Origin of the sequence: Pseudomonas lini (assembly GCF_030812475.1) — a bacterium.
Classification (GTDB): Bacteria; Pseudomonadota; Gammaproteobacteria; order Pseudomonadales; family Pseudomonadaceae; genus Aquipseudomonas; species Aquipseudomonas lini_A.
On record NZ_JAUSSR010000007.1, the window covers coordinates 347,350 to 364,713 of the forward strand.

At 55.5% G+C, this 17,364-nt stretch carries 13 protein-coding genes and 1 pseudogene; 9 read left to right on the forward strand and 5 right to left on the reverse strand.

Features of this window, described 5'->3' with window-relative positions:
* The first annotated feature begins 1 nt into the window (after nt 1).
* Complete coding sequence (locus tag J2W17_RS16075; protein ID WP_307335751.1) at nt 2–1,051, forward strand: phage integrase; 1,050 nt, start codon at nt 2–4, stop codon at nt 1,049–1,051.
* 129 nt (nt 1,052–1,180) lie between these two features.
* Here J2W17_RS16075 and J2W17_RS16080 read toward each other — a convergent pair whose 3' ends face one another.
* The 4 genes from J2W17_RS16080 to J2W17_RS16095 form a co-directional block, all read right to left on the reverse strand.
* Nucleotides 1,181–2,362 (reverse strand): HNH endonuclease, encoded by a 1,182-nt coding sequence (locus J2W17_RS16080; RefSeq protein WP_307335754.1) that lies wholly within the window; start codon nt 2,360–2,362, stop codon nt 1,181–1,183.
* Between the two features lie 163 nt (nt 2,363–2,525).
* A complete protein-coding gene (locus J2W17_RS16085; RefSeq protein ID WP_307335757.1) occupies nt 2,526–3,437 on the reverse strand; it encodes a hypothetical protein in 912 nt (303 codons plus the stop codon).
* A gap of 115 nt (nt 3,438–3,552) precedes the next feature.
* The gene (locus tag J2W17_RS16090) at nt 3,553–5,130 is read right to left on the reverse strand and encodes an AAA family ATPase (RefSeq protein WP_307335760.1); all 1,578 of its coding nucleotides are present in this window, start codon (nt 5,128–5,130) and stop codon (nt 3,553–3,555) included.
* 1,039 nt (nt 5,131–6,169) lie between these two features.
* Nucleotides 6,170–7,432: an OprD family porin gene (locus J2W17_RS16095; protein ID WP_373459983.1), complete on the reverse strand. Its 1,263-nt coding sequence runs from the start codon at nt 7,430–7,432 to the stop codon at nt 6,170–6,172.
* A gap of 267 nt (nt 7,433–7,699) precedes the next feature.
* Between J2W17_RS16095 and J2W17_RS16100 the strand changes: the two genes are divergently transcribed.
* From J2W17_RS16100 to J2W17_RS16110, 3 genes are all read left to right on the forward strand, one after another.
* Nucleotides 7,700–8,647, forward strand: a complete 948-nt coding sequence (locus J2W17_RS16100; RefSeq protein ID WP_307335767.1) for a LysR family transcriptional regulator — start codon at nt 7,700–7,702, stop codon at nt 8,645–8,647.
* A 91-nt stretch (nt 8,648–8,738) separates the two neighbouring features.
* Entirely contained in the window at nt 8,739–9,542 is an 804-nt protein-coding gene (locus J2W17_RS16105; protein WP_307335770.1) for a putative hydro-lyase, read from the forward strand.
* A gap of 192 nt (nt 9,543–9,734) precedes the next feature.
* A complete protein-coding gene (locus J2W17_RS16110; protein WP_150796392.1) occupies nt 9,735–10,178 on the forward strand; it encodes a hypothetical protein in 444 nt (147 codons plus the stop codon).
* A 74-nt stretch (nt 10,179–10,252) separates the two neighbouring features.
* Here the strand turns inward: J2W17_RS16110 and cysQ are convergent, their stop codons facing one another.
* The gene (gene cysQ, locus J2W17_RS16115) at nt 10,253–11,023 is read right to left on the reverse strand and encodes a 3'(2'),5'-bisphosphate nucleotidase CysQ (protein WP_307335776.1); all 771 of its coding nucleotides are present in this window, start codon (nt 11,021–11,023) and stop codon (nt 10,253–10,255) included.
* Between the two features lie 302 nt (nt 11,024–11,325).
* Here cysQ and J2W17_RS16120 point away from each other — a divergent pair.
* The 5 genes and pseudogenes from J2W17_RS16120 to J2W17_RS16140 form a co-directional block, all read left to right on the forward strand.
* Nucleotides 11,326–11,580 (forward strand): annotated as a pseudogene (locus tag J2W17_RS16120) (winged helix-turn-helix domain-containing protein); the annotation flags it as partial.
* A gap of 357 nt (nt 11,581–11,937) precedes the next feature.
* Nucleotides 11,938–13,062 (forward strand): sulfate adenylyltransferase subunit CysD, encoded by a 1,125-nt coding sequence (gene cysD / locus J2W17_RS16125; protein ID WP_373459984.1) that lies wholly within the window; start codon nt 11,938–11,940, stop codon nt 13,060–13,062.
* Nucleotides 13,062–14,975, forward strand: a complete 1,914-nt coding sequence (cysN, locus tag J2W17_RS16130) for a sulfate adenylyltransferase subunit CysN (protein WP_307335779.1) — start codon at nt 13,062–13,064, stop codon at nt 14,973–14,975. Before cysD ends, cysN begins: the two co-directional genes overlap by 1 nt.
* Before the next feature lie 74 nt (nt 14,976–15,049).
* Complete coding sequence (locus J2W17_RS16135; RefSeq protein ID WP_307335782.1) at nt 15,050–16,162, forward strand: DUF1214 domain-containing protein; 1,113 nt, start codon at nt 15,050–15,052, stop codon at nt 16,160–16,162.
* Nucleotides 16,159–17,346, forward strand: a complete 1,188-nt coding sequence (locus J2W17_RS16140) for a sulfotransferase family protein (protein ID WP_307335785.1) — start codon at nt 16,159–16,161, stop codon at nt 17,344–17,346. The genes J2W17_RS16135 and J2W17_RS16140 overlap by 4 nt, the downstream gene beginning before the upstream one ends.
* The last annotated feature ends 18 nt before the right edge of the window (nt 17,347–17,364 follow it).

Sequence of the window (17,364 nt, forward strand, 5' to 3'; positions counted from 1 at the left end):
TATGCGCCCCCGCAAAACCGCAACCCGCCATTTGCCGCCTAGGATGTATCAATGGACGCGGCCACGAAAGAGCGGAAAAGTCTGGATAGCCTATTACTATCTGGACTCCACAGGAAAGGCGATCCCACTCGGCAAGGATCTCGACCAGGCCAGGCTCAAGTGGGCCGAACTCGAAGCCAAAGAAAAGCCGCTGGACTTGCGGACAATGAAGGGGATTCTCGACCGTTATATACGCGACATTGTCCCGAAAAAAGCACCGCGCACGCAGCGCGACAACCTTGCCGAAATCAAGCAACTGCGCCAGCTTTTCGACAATGCGCCGATCGACTCCATTACGCCAGCTACGATCGCTGGCTACCGGGACGCCCGAACAGCAAAGGTCCGGGCCAACCGTGAGATAGCCACTCTTTCACACGTATTCAATATGGCGCGTGAGTGGGGCCTAACCACCAAAGAAAACCCTTGCCAGGGTGTCCGCAAAAACAAAGAGACGCCACGGGACTACTACGCGAATGACGTGGTTTGGGATGCTGTTTACAACAAAGCCGCGCAGGAACTGAAAGACGCGATGGATCTTGCATATCTGACCGGGCAAAGACCGGCAGATGTCTTGATCATGCGCAAGGACGATATTGATGGGGGGTATTTGATGGTGCAGCAGAACAAGACCCACAAAAAGCTACGTATCCAGATGACCGTCAACGGGTCGGCCAACAGTCTAGGCATGCTGATCGCGAAAATCGGAGAGCGCAACGCTCAACACCTTTCGAGCTACCTTATTGTGAGTGCCCGCGGAAAGCGCATGACTGCAAAAATGCTCCGCGATCGCTGGGATAAAGCGCGGGAAAAGGCCAAGAACGAAGCAATCGAAATGGGCGACACTCTGTTAGCTGCACGAATCAGCAGTTTTCAGTTTCGGGACATCAGGCCAAAAGCCGCGTCGGAAATCACAGATGTCGGCGAAGCAAGCCTGCTCTTGGGCCATACCAAGGGAGACATTACGGAGCGCGTATACCGTCGTGTCGGTGCCATTGCGAAGCCGTCAAAATAGCGGAAAGCGAGTTACAAACGCTGAGTCTCAAAATGACGCTGGCGGTGCTCCTAACGTTGGAGTCACGCCAGCTTCAGTTCGTCGCTGCAGAAACAGCATTCAGCCAAAATCAGGCATTCAAAGCAACTACTAAGCTGGGGTCGATTCAGTAACATCGTCGATGTAATAGCCCTTAGCCCCGTTGATTCGAACTTTAAGCTCCTCAATGGCGAGTGCAGGGACTTTCCGATGCAGCATCGCGTGGCAGTTCGGGCAAACTGGGCGAAGGTCGGTCACGGGATTTAAGTCGTAAGCATCTCCAATCTCAGAGAGTGGTTTCAAGTGATGGACGTGAATAAAACCTTCTCCAAGTTCTCCGTACGTCTTCGCAAAGTCGAATTGGCAAACGAAGCATTTCCAGCCCCAGTGACGGATGCATTTGAGACGAGCGCCTCGGTCCCGCTCGTAAATTTTGACCGTTACCGATTTAGCCCCCCCTTCAACCACTGTTCCTTGGCTAGAAGGATGTAGGAACGAGTCGATATCAGATTTGAGGGAGTGTCGATCGTAAAACTCCCAGATCACTCCTACCGGTGAAGTATCGAATACTTGGAAGGGTTTTGCGATGCCTGCAAACGTGAAGGGTCCACGATCACTCAGGCGATAAAATATATATGAACGGCCTCGAGGTTTTAGCAGGCTCTGTATCGAGGCGTGTTGCAATTTTGACGGTCCTTTGCCAGACCACACCAGGCGATCACCATCGAAAAAATTTTTGTAGTCATGTCCAGTTCTTCCTGGAATCCCAACATTGCAAAATACATAAACATTCCCCTCATGCTCCGCATAGCCAGTAAACCAGTCACCCCCCTTTGGTTGGGGATTCAAATCGAGCATTTTGAAAACATCGGACCTGGTGTACTCCTCGCCGAGAATAAAGCTTGGAAAAGGTGGCAGGACTTTTGGGCTAATGGTTGGTTTTTCCAGGAGCGGAGGAGTGTCAGGGTGTTCTGGCACAGCAACTACGTAGCCAGCTTGTCTGAGACGCGTTTCCGCAGCTAGGAGCAGATTCGCCTCAAAGCATCGGCGCCATCTGCTCTCCGTAATTAGAGCTTCAACTGACAGATCCAGTCTGCCGCCCTCCCAGAGCTTGGTAAAGCCATCGGATGGTTTCGGTTGAGATATCAAGGTACTCACAGTTTTGTATCCGCCCGACGAACCAAGCATTTGGAGAAATAATGCCGGTCGATAGTTCAGCGCTGTCTGTGCTTCCATTGCCTTACCGCGCAAGAATGCCGTGAACTCATCGTCTTCCATTGGCGTCATCGGCATCTTGATTCTCTTATTTCTTGGAGTTCATCTGGCTTGGCGATCACCACTATAATGCAGGAGTATGTGTCTCGTATGCAGCGCGCGCACCTTGAACTCAGAAGCCAGCGATTTATATTTATAGCATTGCCAAAAAGAAAGATATTGTGATCATATTCAATAATCTTCATGGGATTATTCTTCTCATTCCCACCCCCCAAGACGCTACTAACTTACATACCCTAATCCATTCTTGATCGATTTCCTTGTCCAACGCTTCCAAAAGCTTATGCGCAGACATTTCCTTCATTTTTTGTACACAGTTCAGCAGTAGAGACTCTCCTAGTGGCGCACAGATCCACGTATCATCGTCATACACGTCAAATGCAGACCAATAATTACTATTGTATTCTTTATCCAATTTGCGAGCAGTGGACACATTTAATCCTAGTTTGTGATCAGGATACGGTCGGTAACGCTGATATCGACCCGACGAGTACATCAAACAAGGTGCATGAGCGTGAGGCACAGTATCTTTAACGATGTTTACGGGAAGGATATTTTCGATCTCATGGCAGTCCAAAATTTCTAATTGGTAAGTCGGCTGCAAACCTAATACTTCGTATTTGAAACGCTTCGCTGTAGACCCACGACGGCCATTAGGATGTTTGAGATCACTATCAACAATACAAAGCAGAAATTTATTTTGAGCAGCCAAATCTTTAAATAGATCATAGGTGGTGCTACCACCGCCCGGCCTAGAGTCAAGAGACACATCAAACGCTGCAAAAATCTTATTATCTAAAAGATGTAAAGCAGCCCCACAAATTAAGGCGTTAGCATCAAGCAAATTCTCAGTTACAAAAATCGATGATTGTAACGCGCCGCTGTCTTTGAAGCGATTATAGCCAACTACTAGTTTGTCGAGTGCGGACTCAAGTCGATTGCCATTTTCGAAATCAACGCTCACATGGAAGGTAAACTTTTTTTCAATGCGACGCGTTTCAATGACTGTACTTTCGAGGCTTGACAATACTCTTTTTGAGTAACTACTCAATTGATTAACTGTTTTCAACAACTCTACTGTTTCGATAGGCATCCATACAGCGTGCTTACCCTCACCGTGAGCGGACAATATATTGTCCAATGCTCGTACTTTCGAATCAGTATCTATTTGAATGTTGATTGCCGAGTTTATGATTATTATCATTTTCTTAAGCCGATAGAAAGCCCGCAGGCCAATCGATTAGATAGCCTTCATCATCAAATCCAGAGAACGAAACGTCAGTTTCTCCATTTTTCTCTTTTTCAAAAAGTGTAATATTAATATCATTTTCATCCAGCACTTTATCCCGAACGCTTTTCCCTAGCGCGTCAATTAAATGCTTGCTATGAGTTTCGATTACGAAGTTAAAATTTTGTGACTCGGCTAGAGAGGCTACTTTTGCTATGGCCAGACCAAACTTGTATTGAAGCGCCGGATGGAGATGCAACTCTGGTTGCTCAATGACTATGGTCCGTGTTTTTTTTCTTTTAATCCCTTTTCCTTTTTCAACAAGCTCGAGCCAAATCGAAACAATAACCGGAAGTATTTGTGAGTACCCAAACCCCATATCACTCACGTTATGGAATTTATCATCATGCTCTTCTTTTATCTGCAGAGCATAATGAAGCCCAGTAGTTACAAGCTCTAACTTAAAGCCGAAATTCATGGACATCCAATCACTTAGCTCTCTTTTCTTTTTTGCATCGAGCGAATTAATTACCATAGGTAGATTGGCACCAGTGTGGTCTATTTCTGCAATCTGTAAGTCTTGGTACCTATAAAATCTTTCAGCAGACGCTCGTAGCGGACCTAAATATCTGACACCGCCAAAAAATTCTTTGAAAAGATCATCCGCCGCCGCCCAGAATGACTGTATATTTTGAGCGAGAACGTAATTAAAGCAGACTTCCTGAATTACAGCAGCGTTTTCATCTAGCTTTTTGAGAAAGTATTTATCAGACTGAAAAGCTTTTTTCAAATGATCTAGCAGCTCGCTTCCATGGGAAAACGGAATAGCTCTAAGCTGATCCCTTATTTTTTTTTCATGCTTGGCTTTGTGATGATATTGCGTGAGAAATTTCACCATCTTGTTAAGTGGCTCAGCCTGCATAACATCAATAACAACTATTCTTTTTCCTAGGCTCTTTACAGTTATTTCCTTAACCCCCTTTACTGAGCGCGGAATAATAGCCCCTTTATTCTGAATAAACGACAGAAAGTATGCATCCTTATTTTTAGAAGTTACACACTCAACCTCGAAAGATAACACCTGATCCCCCAAATAAGTTAATACCGCCTTTGAGCCGTACAACTCGAAATCAACAGTTGTGATTAAGCTTTCCCTATCCTTACGCTTTAAACTTATTTTTATATTTGCACGATGCTCCGTTGTGTTATCAGCATCAAACAAGCCTTGAAACCTCGTAATAGTTTCCCAATCCCATGTATCTACTTGGGATTCATTATTAACGCTTAAAGTTGTCTCAAAGTCGAAAGTGACTTCAGAGCCTCCATCATGCAAGGCAGTATTAAAGTCCCCGAAGTCCACATACGCGCCATACCAAAGGATTGGGGCGCGAGTGTCTGACTCAACAGATTGTCGAAGCAATGGGAAAGTCCTTAAAAAAGTACTTTTCCCGCAACTATTCTTTCCAACGTACACATTGATCTTTCGTACTGGAATTAGTTGTTTTTTACTACCAAAGCTGCGGAGCTGCTCGATACCAAAACTATGGATATCACTCATTGGGTATCTCTTTATCAAAGAATATGCAGGCGTTAAACTCTATTTTAATAAGGCGCCAAGAAAGCTTACTTCGGGCAAGCTCCAACTTAGATTGCTCCCGCAAAAAAAACTGTGAGTCCTAATTTTGAACCATTCATTACCCACTCCTTTGGTGCCTAAACCATTCACGTCATGCAAAGGTTTTTGAGGAAGGATAGCCTACGACATTTCTAAACCTTCGCGAAGACAAGAAGAAGATTGATGAAAAAAAACCGGAGCGAGGCGTAACGTTAAGCTGCCTGACGTAAGACTTTATGAGTAATTCGGCAACGATTCCGTAAGCGGCCCTCGTCAGTGTTCTACTTCTAGCCGATTTCTGCCTGTCATCACGGTCAGCTTTGGGTCCAGGCTGTGTGAAAACGCATGCGCCGTTTTGAAGTCTGCGTTGCTACGTAAAATCTGCCAGCGTTTGGTTAATCAGCAGACCGGAAATTTGCGTAGGAACGCGATTTTCGGCCCCGTCCTGACTGTCAAACCTTCTCTAAAACGTTTTCACACAGCCTCGGTCGTTTCCTGCCTTTCCTAAAATGATCGCTTTTCGCCGATTTCTGCCACTGTCATCTGCAACTATGGATCGAAGGCGACCCTTCATGAGCGACCTGTTAAGGGCAGAAGCGAGTTTACTCTTGGACCTACCGTGGGCAGCATAACTGAGCGTGTTTACTGTCGCGTCAGCGCCATCAAAATAGCAGAAAAACGCGTTACAAAACGCTGAGGCCGCCCCTTATGGAACGCGGCTTCCAGAGGATCCAAAAAATGATCGTATTAGAACGGAAACAAGCTACAGGCTTTGAATTATGGGGATTTGTATCTCGGACTTGAAAACCGTCGACTGTAACAGGTCCATGAGTTCGAATCCCATCGCCTCCGCCATCTTTATACGACAAAGCCCTGATTTTTCAGGGCTTTGTCGTATCTGGGGTTTGGCGCGCTCTGACGCCAATACCCTGATCGTTTCCGCTTCTTCTCGCCCATTTCCAAGGCAGAAGCGAAAAATCATCTACCAAAGCGCCACGACATAGCTGACGATCACCCGGTTCTCATCCAGATCATTACCAAAGTTCGAACGCACTGACGCGTTGCGCCATTTAAAACCGAGCCCTTTCAACGTACCGTCCTGCACCACGTAAGCGATATCGGTGTTGCGCTCCCATTCCTTGCCTTCACCCGGCGCAGTGCGTTGCACATTGTCGCCAGAGATGTAGCGGGTCATGAAGGTCAACCCAGGCACACCGAGTGCGGCAAAGTTGTAGTCGTAGCGCGTTTGCCAGGAATGTTCGTCGATGTTGGCGAAGTCACCGATCTGCACGAAGTTGACCAGGTACGGATCGCTGCGCCCGATATACGGAAACGGATCGTCGCCGCTCATGCGCTGATAGCCAACGCCCAGCGCATGGCCGCCCAGGCTATAGGTGAACATCGCACCGAAGGCCTGGTTATCGAGATCGCGAAAGTTGCCGTCTTCGGTACTGCGCGCATAGCGCACGTCGCTCTTGAGCGACTGGCCGACGCCCAGGTCCAGCGAGTGCACAAACCCGAGGTAATTTTGCTGGTAGATGTTTTCAAGCTGGCCGTAGCGGTACTGCGCAGTCAGGTTCGGCAGGAACTGATAGTCAGCCCCGGCAAACTGAAACCTGTCGCTTTGCCCGCCAATGCGGTTGGCGGTCATGTCTTGATAGTCGGTGGAGTCGACAAAATTGATCTGCGTGAGTTGACCGGCCGTGAGTTTCAACCGATCGATTTCCTGCACATTCACCAAGCCACCCTTTAACTTACCCGGCAACAGGCGGGTATCGGTGGAATTCACCACGGGGTCCTTGATCTGCAACGTCCCGAACTTCAGGGTGCTGTTGGACACGCGCATTTTCGCTGTCAGGCCTAACTCGCCATAGCTGTCCTGTGAGCCGCCGGACGCATCCGGCGGCAACAGATTGGTGCCCGCCGTACCGCCACCGGAGTCCAGTTTGAAACCGGCCATGCCCAACACATCCAGGCCAAAACCCAAGGTGCCCGCGGTGTAACCCGACTCCATCCGCAACAGAAAACCCTGCGCCCATTCCTCGGCCTTGTCGCGCGAACCGTCCTGGCGAAAGTCACGGTTGAAGTAGAAATTGCGCGCTTCCAGGCTGCCTTTACTGTCCGCCACGAAATCCGCCTGAGCGACCGGCGCACAGAGCAGACTGAAGCCGTGCAATGTGCCAGCCGCGGCGTACCCATTGAATGGGTGGGTGCGACCCGCATTTAAAGGCACGTGGACAGTCATGATTTTTTCCATGGAAAGGTTCCTGCAGCAGCAAGCGAAGATGACGGACACGCCTCATTGTGTTTTTTGTGAAGGCGTTGTCGTTGGGGGGCGGACGCAGCGACCTGCGTCGTGGAGCGGATTCTTCGTTTCGGGGCGGAACGGCGTCAAACGGGAAAAAGACGAGGTTATGCATAAGAAAATTTGATGCCCGCGAAGGCGGACTCTGGAGTAACAATTGCATCCCGCCCCTTCATTACAAGAGCCACAAGCGCCAAGGGAACCGCCATGAACCTCAAATTCCTCGAAACCTTCGTCTGGGGCGCCCGCCTGCAAAGCTTCAGCCTGACCGCCGAGAAAATGTTCAGCACTCAGGCATCGATCTCCAGCCGGATCGCCGCGCTGGAAGACGAGCTGGGCCTGCGCCTGTTCGTGCGTGATTCACGCGGGGTGTCGCTGACGCCCGAAGGGCTCAAGGTGCTCGACTATGCCGAGCAGATGCTCGAGGTTCAGCGTGCGCTGAAACACTCGCTGGACAACACCAGCCCGCAGAAGGGCCTGGTGCGCATCGGCGTGATGGATACGGTGATTCACACCTGGCTCAGCCCGTTGATGTCGACCCTGATGCAAACCTTCCCGGCCGTGGAAATCGAGATCACCGCCGACGCCGCGCGCAATCTCTGCGAGCAATTGAAAAAGGGCTATCTGGACATCGTTTTCCAGACTGACCTGATCCGCCACGAAAGCGTGCGCAACCTCGAACTGGCGCACTACCCCATGCACTGGATCGCCGCCAGCAACTCGATCTATGCCCGGCCTTATGCCTCGCTCACCGAAATGGCCGGTGAACGCATCATTACCTTCGTCAAACACTCACGACCGCATCAGGATGTGCTCAACCTGTTGCACGCCCATGGCATCGGCGCACCACGCGTCAGTTGCGTCAACTCGGTGTCGGCCATGACCCGGCTGATTCGTGACGGTTTCGGTATCGGCGCCTTGCCGGCGGCACTGGTGGCCAAACCCCTGGCCAGCGGCGAACTGATCCAGCTGGAACCCGGCAGCCGCTTGCCGCAACTGGAGGTCGTGGCGTCGTGGCGCGCCGGAATCGGCCTGGAACTAATCGAGAACATCGTCGAGATGAGCCGTCAGGTGGTCTGCCAATACGCCGCGGATGTCGGGCCGTTACTTATGGTGCCGGCACCGGGCCTGGACAGCCGACCACCCCTTGAATAACTTTTAGTTGTCGGGGGGCAACAACATTCCTTGTTGGACGGCATCACCGCGGTTTTCTAAAAAGGATCCACGAACCTGCCGAGATGCCATGATGAATCGACCCGCCCCGTCCTTCGAACAACTGCAGCGCAGTACCCCTCTCGCCCTGCGTCAAAGCATCGCCGCCGGGCACTATCAGGGTCACACCAGCGGCCTGGGCCAAGGCCGGGCGCAAGCCAATATCGTGATACTGCCCAGTGATTGGGCCAACGAGTTCCTCAGGTATTGCACCCTCAACCGTCAAGCCTGCCCGTTGCTCGACATTACCGAACCGGGTGATCCGTACTTTCGCAATCTCGGGACAGCCATTGATATTCGCCACGATGAGCCTCGCTACAGGGTTTATCGCCATGGCGAACTGAGCGATGAACCGCTGGATATCGAGCACCTTTGGCAGGATGACCTGGTGGCCTTCGCCATCGGCTGCTCGTTCTCCTTCGAACAACCGCTGCTGGATGCCGGCATCCCCCTCAAGCACATCGATCTGGGGCGCAATGTTGCCATGTACCAGACCAACATTGACACGCGCCCCACCGCTCGCCTCGGTGGCAAGCTGGTGGTGAGCATGCGACCGATGAAAGCCGCAGCCGCCATTCAGGCCATTCAAATCACCGCGCGCATGCCCAACGTCCACGGCGCTCCCGTGCACATCGGTGATCCGTCGCTGATCGGCATCCACGCGCTCGACACTCCGGACTATGGCGACGCCGTCCCCGTTGAAGCGGACGAAATACCGGTGTTCTGGGCGTGCGGCGTGACACCTCAATCGGTGGTGCAGGCCTCACGCCCGCCACTGTGCATCACCCACGCCCCCGGCTGCATGCTGGTGACGGATTTGTACAACAGCGCTGTGTAGCGAATGGCTGACATCAGACGTTAATTCCAACCGCCACCCAACACCTCGTACAAACTTGCTCGGCTTTCTGGCTTCTGCCGGATTTGAGATGACCGGGTGCAACCACCCATCAGCTCGATCCCGCGCCCGCGGCGGGCAACTAGACTTCACAGGGGGGATGAAATCAACGTACCTCAACTCAGGAGATCTGTGATGAACAGAACATCTTGGCTGGCGTTGGTAGTGGCGGCAGGGGCAATTTCAAGTTGCGCGAGCAGAACCGAGATTGTCGATGTCCCCCTCAATGCTACCCCGCAAAACGCAGAGCATATCGCTCGAGCCACCCTCAGCCCGGTGGGCAACCAAACCAGCATCTGGCTCACCGTCGGTGGTGTCCCCCACGACATGGCCGTATCCAGCCGGCTCGACACCGCTATCTACGCAGGCTCGTGCCAGCAGTTGAGCGCACAACCTGCGTACAGGACCCGTCAGGCCAACAGCGTCGACTATCCATCGCTCGCCCCGCGAACCAAGCATTGGGCCCAGGCACCGGTGGCGCTGAGCGAACTGACCAAGGGTGACTATGTCTTGCTCGTTCGCACCAGCCCGGCAGACGGCAGCCGCCCTCTTTTCTGCGGCAACATCAACGCTGGCTAGGGGCGAATCGAGCAAGCTGTTCGGTACCGTGGCCTGCGCAACTTCAGCCAGGGCACGGTGACGCCTCAACTCAATCAGTACTGCAGTCCACGCGCGTAGAAATGCGGATTGTCCAGCCCGGGCTTGCCATAACGCAACGCATCGCCGGCCAGGGTGCAGACCTGTCCGCCGGCGGCGACCAGCACCGCATGCCCCGCGGCGATATCCCACTCCATGGTGCGTCCCAGGCGCGGATAAAGGTCCGCCTCGCCGGCAGCCACCAGGCAAATCTTCAGCGATGAGCCGGCACTTTTCAGGGAGCGCACCTTGCGCCCGTCGAGGAATGCATCCAGCGCCCCGGCATCACCATGGGAGCGGCTGGCAACCACGTCCATTCCCTCCTCCGTCACCGCCCGACAGTGGATGGCCTGGCGCTGTCCGTCCTGTTCGATAAAGGCTCCGCAATCCCGGGCACCGGCGAACAGACGCTCCAGCGCGGGCGCCAGAACCACCCCCAGCACCGGTTCGCCGTTATCGATCAGGGCGATATTGACGGTGAACTCGCCGTTGCGATTGATGAACTCCTTGGTGCCATCCAGCGGGTCCACCAACCAGAAACGCTGGCCTACCTCGGGCACCTGGCGAGCGGCGGCGGCCTCTTCGGAAATCACCGGAATCTGCGGTGTGCGCGCCGCCAGGGCCTGCAGAATCAGGGTCTCGGCGCCCTCGTCGGCTTCGGTCACCGGGGAGGTATCGACTTTCCCGCGCACCTCGAAATCCGAGCGGTACACCTCCATCACCAACTCGCCCGCTGCGCGGGCAATACCGATGACATCTTCGAGCAGAACAGCCATTGACTCGTTCATGGGGTTTCTCCTGTTTTTGTTCTTCGTATGGTCCATACGGCCTATGCGCCGTTTTCCGGATCGGGGAACAGTACAGACATCCGCAACACCGCCAATCAGCAAATGGATGTTTAACAGGAGTTCCTGTGCCCCACGGCAATCAGTTATCCGTTCCTCAGATCAACCGGCTCCGCCTGCGCGCCGTGCAGTTGCGCATCGCCGGCAGCACGCTCAAATCCATCAGCCAGGACACAGGACTCTCTTCGCCGACCATCATCGCCGCCTACAAGGCCTGGCAAGCCGGCGGCTGGAATGCCGTGCCCGTGCGCGACCGCGGACGCAAGCAAGGCGAAGGCCGCAGCCTCTCGGCTCAGCAGGAACAGAACATCTACCAGCTGCTGGTCAGCACACTGCCCGAACAGCACCAGCTACCGTTCCTGCTCTGGCAGCTGGAGGCCATGCAGGCACTGGTCCGGCGCCTGCATGGGATCGACTTGCCGGAACGCACCGCCGCCCATTACTTGCAACGCTGGCAGCTCAATGCCGAGCGCCCGGCCAAACGTGTCGCCAAGGCTTCGCCGGCCGTGCAGCGCTGGTACCGCAGCACCTACGGGCACATCCTTCACCAGGCTCGCGCGCAGAACGGCGAGATCCTCTGGATCGACGACTACGGTGCACCCAACGACCAGGGCAAACTCAGTTATGGCGTACTGCGCGCAATCAGCAATCGCGGCAAGGTTCTCTGGCTGCCTTACGAAGACGGGCTCCGCGCGCCCCATCTGGTCGAGTTCTTCGACCGCCTGCATCGCTGCGCCGAACGCAAGGTGTTCGCCCTGCTCTCGGGCATGCACTGGCAACGCGCGGCCACCTTCATCACCTGGGCCGGCGAGCGCGCCGACCGGCTGCTTCTGTTTCACCTGCCGCAAGCCAGCGAAATGCTCAGCGGTGCCTGCGAGCTGGCGACCCACATCAGCCAGCAAGCTGCGCGCACCAGCCATGACGATGCGCTCGACAAGGTGACAGGTGTCGCGTCCACCCTGCCCCACAACCCCATGCTGCAGATGTTGCGCCTGATGTTAAAACATCAAGTCGCGCATAAGTCCGAACCGCGGCAGTTGTACGTTGATAAGCGACAACAACAAAAAGCGAAAGGAAAATCTATGACGCTTACCCACCTGCAACGACTGGAAGCTGAAAGCATCCAGGCCATGCGCGAGGTTGTCGCCGAATCCGACAACCCGGTCATGCTCTACTCCATCGGCAAGGACAGCGCGGTCATGCTGCACCTGGCCATGAAGGCCTTCTACCCGGCCAAGCCGCCCTTCCCTCTGCTGCATGTCGACACCACCTGGAAGTTCCAGGAGATGTATCGCTTCCGCGATCAGATGGTGGCCAAACTGAACGTGGACCTGCTGACCCACACCAACCCCGAAGGCATTGAAATGGGGATCAGCCCGTTCAAGCACGGCTCGCAAATCCACACCGACATCATGAAGACCGAAGGTCTGAAGCAGGCGCTGGATCACTACGGCTTCGACGCAGCCTTTGGCGGCGCACGCCGCGACGAGGAAAAATCACGGGCCAAGGAACGGATTTTCTCCTTCCGCTCCGACCAGCACCGCTGGGACCCGAAGAACCAGCGCCCGGAGCTCTGGCACCTGTACAACATGCGCAAACACAAGGGTGAGTCGATCCGTGTGTTCCCCCTCTCCAACTGGACCGAGCTGGACATCTGGCAGTACATCCACCTGGAAAACATCCCGATCGTTCCGTTGTATTTCGCCGCGCCCCGCCCGGTGGTCGAGCGCGACGGGATGCTGATCATGGTCGATGACGAACGCATGCCGCTCAACCCGGGTGAAGTGCCGATGATTCGCAACGTGCGCTTCCGCACCCTCGGTTGCTACCCGCTCACCGGTGCCGTCGAGTCCGATGCCGATACGCTGCCCAAGATCATTCAGGAAATGCTGCTGACCCGCACATCCGAGCGTCAGGGGCGAATGATCGACCACGACTCGGCCGCATCGATGGAGAAGAAAAAACAAGAGGGGTATTTCTAATGGCACACGTATCTGACCTGATTGCCGAGGATATCGAGCAATACCTCAAGGCCCACGAGCATAAGAGCCTGCTGCGCTTCCTGACCTGCGGCAGTGTGGACGATGGCAAGAGCACCTTGATCGGGCGCCTGCTCTACGATTCGAAAATGCTCTTCGAAGACCAGATGGAAGCGCTGGAGGCAGACTCGAAAAAAGTCGGCACCCAGGGTGGCGAACTGGACTTCGCCCTGTTGGTGGATGGCCTGGCCGCCGAGCGCGAACAAGGCATCACCATCGACGTGGCCTACCGTTTTTTCTCCACCGACCGGCGCAAGTTCATCGTTGCCGACACCCCGGGGCATGAGCAGTACACCCGCAACATGGTGACCGGTGCCTCCACGGCCGACGTGGCCGTGGTGATGATCGATGCCCGACGCGGCGTCCTGACTCAATCCAGGCGTCACAGCTATCTGGCCTCGCTGCTCGGCATTCGCAAGGTGGTACTGGCGGTCAACAAGATGGACCTGATGGACTACTCGGAGAAAGTGTATAACGCCATCGTCGATGACTACCGCGCCTTCGCCAAGCAGATCGGCCTACAGGATTTCACCGCCATCCCGATGTCCGCGCTACGGGGTGAGAACATCACCGAGCAAAGCGAACACATGCCTTGGTACCGCGGTACCACGCTGATGGGTTACCTGGAAACCGTCGAGATCGACGAGGCGCACCAACAGAAACTGTCGTTCCGTATGCCGGTGCAGTGGGTCAACCGCCCCAACCTGGATTTTCGTGGTTTCACCGGCACCATCGCCAGCGGTGTGATTCGTCCTGGTGACCGTGTACGCGTGTTGCCGGGCGGACAAGAGAGCCGTATCTCGCGCATCGTCACCCTCGACGGTGACTTGCAACAAGCCGTGGCCGGACAGTCCATCACCCTGACCCTGACCGAAGAAGTCGATTGCAGTCGCGGCGATGTGCTGTCCACCGCAGAAGACCCGACCAGCGTGGCCGACCAGTTCCAGGTCAGCCTGATCTGGATGCACGAGCAGGCCATGCTCGCCGGTCGCCCCTACCTGATGAAAGTCGGCGGCAAAACCCTGCCGGTAACCTTGTCGATGCCCAAGTACAAGGTCAACGTCAACACCATGGAGCACTTGGCGGCCAAAGAGCTGGCGTTGAACGAGATCGGCGTGTGCAACCTCTTTACCAGCCAGCCGATCGCCTTCGATCCTTACAAGGACAACCGTGAAACCGGCAGCTTCATCCTCATCGACCGTCTGACGAACGCCACCGTGGGCGCGGGCTTGATCGAGTTTTCCCTGCGCCGTTCGCAGAACATTCATATGCAGCACGTGGATGTGAACAAGAAAGCGCGCGCCGAACAGATGGGCCAGCAGCCCGTGCTGCTGTGGTTCACCGGTTTGTCGGGCGCCGGCAAGTCGGCGATCGCCAACCTGCTGGAAACCCGACTGTACGCCCGTGGCCGGCACACCTACTTGCTCGACGGCGACAACGTGCGCCACGGCCTGAACCGCGACCTGGGCTTCACTGATGCCGACCGGGTGGAAAACATCCGCAGGGTGGCCGAGGTGTCCAAGTTGTTCGTGGATGCCGGGATGATTGTATTGACGGCCTTCATCTCGCCGTTCCGTTCCGAGCGCGAGATGGCGCGCGAACTGCTGCAGGAAGGCGAGTTCATCGAGATCTTCGTCGACACGCCGCTGGCCGTGGCCGAGGCGCGTGATCCCAAGGGCCTGTACAAGAAAGTCCGCCGTGGCGAGTTGAAGAACTTCACAGGCATCGACTCTCCTTACGAGGTGCCGAACAAGCCGGACATCCATATCGAGACCAGCAAGCTGACACCGGAGGGCGCCGTGGATCGCATCATCGCGGTGCTGACCGAGCGCGGCATCATCAGTCAGGCGTTCTAGCCCCATCGCCCGGGCACGAGCGCCTCTACGGGGGCGCTCACGGTCCGGGTTCGCCCAATCAAGAGAGTCTAACAATGACAATCAGCTCTATTGACGAACAACAGCTGTTGAGTGGCCAGACCTGGTCCACGTTTTGCGATCACCTCAAGCGCTGCGGCGAGCAGATTCTGCGTCCCGAGGCGCCGGCCGATGCAGCCACCCGCGCCGAAGGCTTCCGCTACCTCACGCGCCTGCTGCGCATCGGCCTGGAGATGCACATCGAGTTTGCCGACCCGGCCTTTCCCAGCTTCTTCAAGACTTCCCACGAGACCGCGAAGATCGGTGCCGACAACCCGGACAACCTCTACGAGTACTCGCGCCTGGACGGCACGCTGGATTACCGCATCAAAGGCCAGCGCGGCAGTGTCGCCTACCTGAGTTTCGGCACCCAGAAAGGCGGTTACGAAACCGACGGCACCCTGATCCAGACCGGCTTTATCGATGCCAGCCAGCTACAGGTCGATGCCCAGGGCAACTTCGAAATCATCCTCAGTCGCGAGCCGAAACCGGGCAACTGGCTGAAAATGGAAGACGCCACCAACGCCCTGATCGTGCGCCAGACGTTTCTCGACCGTCGGATTGAAGCGCCGGCCAAGCTGAGCATTGAGCGCATGGGTACCGATTCCAAGCCACAAGCCCTTGATCCGGCGACCTTCCAGCAAGGCCTGGCGCGGGTCTCCAGTTTCGTGGAGAACACCTCCAGGCTGTTCGCCGACTGGACCCAAAGCTACCTGCCTCACAGCAATCAACTGCCACCGGCCAACCAGGCCCTGTGCCAGTCAGTGGGCGGCGACCCGAACATTTTCTACTACCACTCACACTGGGCGCTGGCTGAAGACGAAGCCTTGGTCATCCACATCGACAAAGTACCGGACTGCGACTTCTGGAACTTGCAGATCAACAACTACTGGATGGAGTCGCTGGACTACCGCTACCACCAGATCTGCTTCAACAAACACCAGGCCCGATACGACGACAACGGCGGCGTGACCCTGGTCCTCAGCGAGCTGGATCCCGGGCTGAGTAACTGGCTGCAAACCGCCGGCGTACGCCAAGGCACGATGTGCCTGCGCTGGGTCGGTGCCCAGGAGCAATGCCACCCCACCACCCAAGTAGTAAAAGTGTCTGCCATCGCGGAGGCTCTATGAACGCGCATACCCTGATTGAAGAGCTGACCGCCGAACGCCTATTGGCCAGCGCCATCGCACGCACCCACGGCCTGAGCAATTTTGGCGATGACAACTATCGCGAGTCTCTGGAGGCACTGCTGGTTGCCTTGGCCGCCGAAGCCGGGTTGTCGCAGACCGGCCAGTACTTGCTGCAGGAAAGACTGGTGGGACAACTGGTCAATCGCCTGGTGATCGAGGACTACCTTGTCCGCTATCCGCAAATCACCCAGATACAGATCGACGACCCGCTGGTCATCGTAGGCCTGCCACGCACCGGCACCACCATGCTGCAACGCACGCTGGCGGTTGACCCGCGCTTCTACTCGGCTGCCTGGTGGGAGACCCGCTTCCCGGCACCGCTGGCAGACGAAACCCTGGCCGTGCCGGCCAAACGCATCGCCCAGGCCAAGGCCGAGGTCGAGCTGATGGCCCAGGTCATCCCGCAGATCCTCGCCATCCACCCGCTCGATGCCATGCTCTGCGACGAAGAGTTCATGCTCATGGAACACTCGTTCATGTGCGCCATGGACGCCTACGTCAACGTGCCCAGCTATACCCGCTGGCTGGATCAGCAAGATCAGCGGCCGGTCTATACCCAGCTGAAAAAAATGCTGCAGTTCCTGCAATGGCAGAAAGACCAACGGGGTGAACCTGCAGGCCAGCGCTGGCTGCTCAAGGCCCCCCAACACCTGCACACCCTGCATCTACTGCTGGATGTTTTCCCGAAGGCGCAGGTGATTTTGACCCACCGCGAGCCGGCCCAGACCATCCCGTCAATGGCCAGCATGGCCCACACGCTGTGGCAGATGTACAGCGACAACCCGGATCCGAAAGCCGCCGGCGAACAGTGGAACCACCGCATGGCGCGTGGCATCCGTCACACCATGCAGGTCCGCGACCAGCACGCTGCCGAGCGCTTTCTCGACATCCACTTCGCCGACACCGTGACCCAGCCGATGGACGTGCTGGAAAGGGTCTACGCCTTCGCCAATCTGCCGTTTACCGACAAGGCCCGCGCCGACGCACAGGGTTGGCTGTCGCAAAACAGCCGGGAAAAACGTGCCAGCCACGACTACAGCCTGGAGCGCTTCGGTTTGAACGAGGCGCAGATGACTGAGGACTACAAGGAATATCGCGCCCGTCATTTGAGCGTCAACCACTAAACCCAGGCTGGAGGATTC

Excerpts from the sequence above, each read along its gene's own strand:
- J2W17_RS16075 (WP_307335751.1), top strand. The coding sequence starts at position 2 with ATGCGCCCCCGCAAAACCGCAACCCGCCATTTGCCGCCTAGGATGTAT.
- J2W17_RS16080 (WP_307335754.1), bottom strand. The coding sequence starts at position 2,362 with ATGCCGATGACGCCAATGGAAGACGATGAGTTCACGGCATTCTTGCGC.
- J2W17_RS16085 (WP_307335757.1), bottom strand. The coding sequence starts at position 3,437 with ATGCCTATCGAAACAGTAGAGTTGTTGAAAACAGTTAATCAATTGAGT.
- J2W17_RS16090 (WP_307335760.1), bottom strand. The coding sequence starts at position 5,130 with ATGAGTGATATCCATAGTTTTGGTATCGAGCAGCTCCGCAGCTTTGGT.
- J2W17_RS16095 (WP_373459983.1), bottom strand. The coding sequence starts at position 7,432 with ATGACTGTCCACGTGCCTTTAAATGCGGGTCGCACCCACCCATTCAAT.
- J2W17_RS16100 (WP_307335767.1), top strand. The coding sequence starts at position 7,700 with ATGAACCTCAAATTCCTCGAAACCTTCGTCTGGGGCGCCCGCCTGCAA.
- J2W17_RS16105 (WP_307335770.1), top strand. The coding sequence starts at position 8,739 with ATGAATCGACCCGCCCCGTCCTTCGAACAACTGCAGCGCAGTACCCCT.
- J2W17_RS16110 (WP_150796392.1), top strand. The coding sequence starts at position 9,735 with ATGAACAGAACATCTTGGCTGGCGTTGGTAGTGGCGGCAGGGGCAATT.
- cysQ (WP_307335776.1), bottom strand. The coding sequence starts at position 11,023 with ATGAACGAGTCAATGGCTGTTCTGCTCGAAGATGTCATCGGTATTGCC.
- cysD (WP_373459984.1), top strand. The coding sequence starts at position 11,938 with ATGCTCAGCGGTGCCTGCGAGCTGGCGACCCACATCAGCCAGCAAGCT.
- cysN (WP_307335779.1), top strand. The coding sequence starts at position 13,062 with ATGGCACACGTATCTGACCTGATTGCCGAGGATATCGAGCAATACCTC.
- J2W17_RS16135 (WP_307335782.1), top strand. The coding sequence starts at position 15,050 with ATGACAATCAGCTCTATTGACGAACAACAGCTGTTGAGTGGCCAGACC.
- J2W17_RS16140 (WP_307335785.1), top strand. The coding sequence starts at position 16,159 with ATGAACGCGCATACCCTGATTGAAGAGCTGACCGCCGAACGCCTATTG.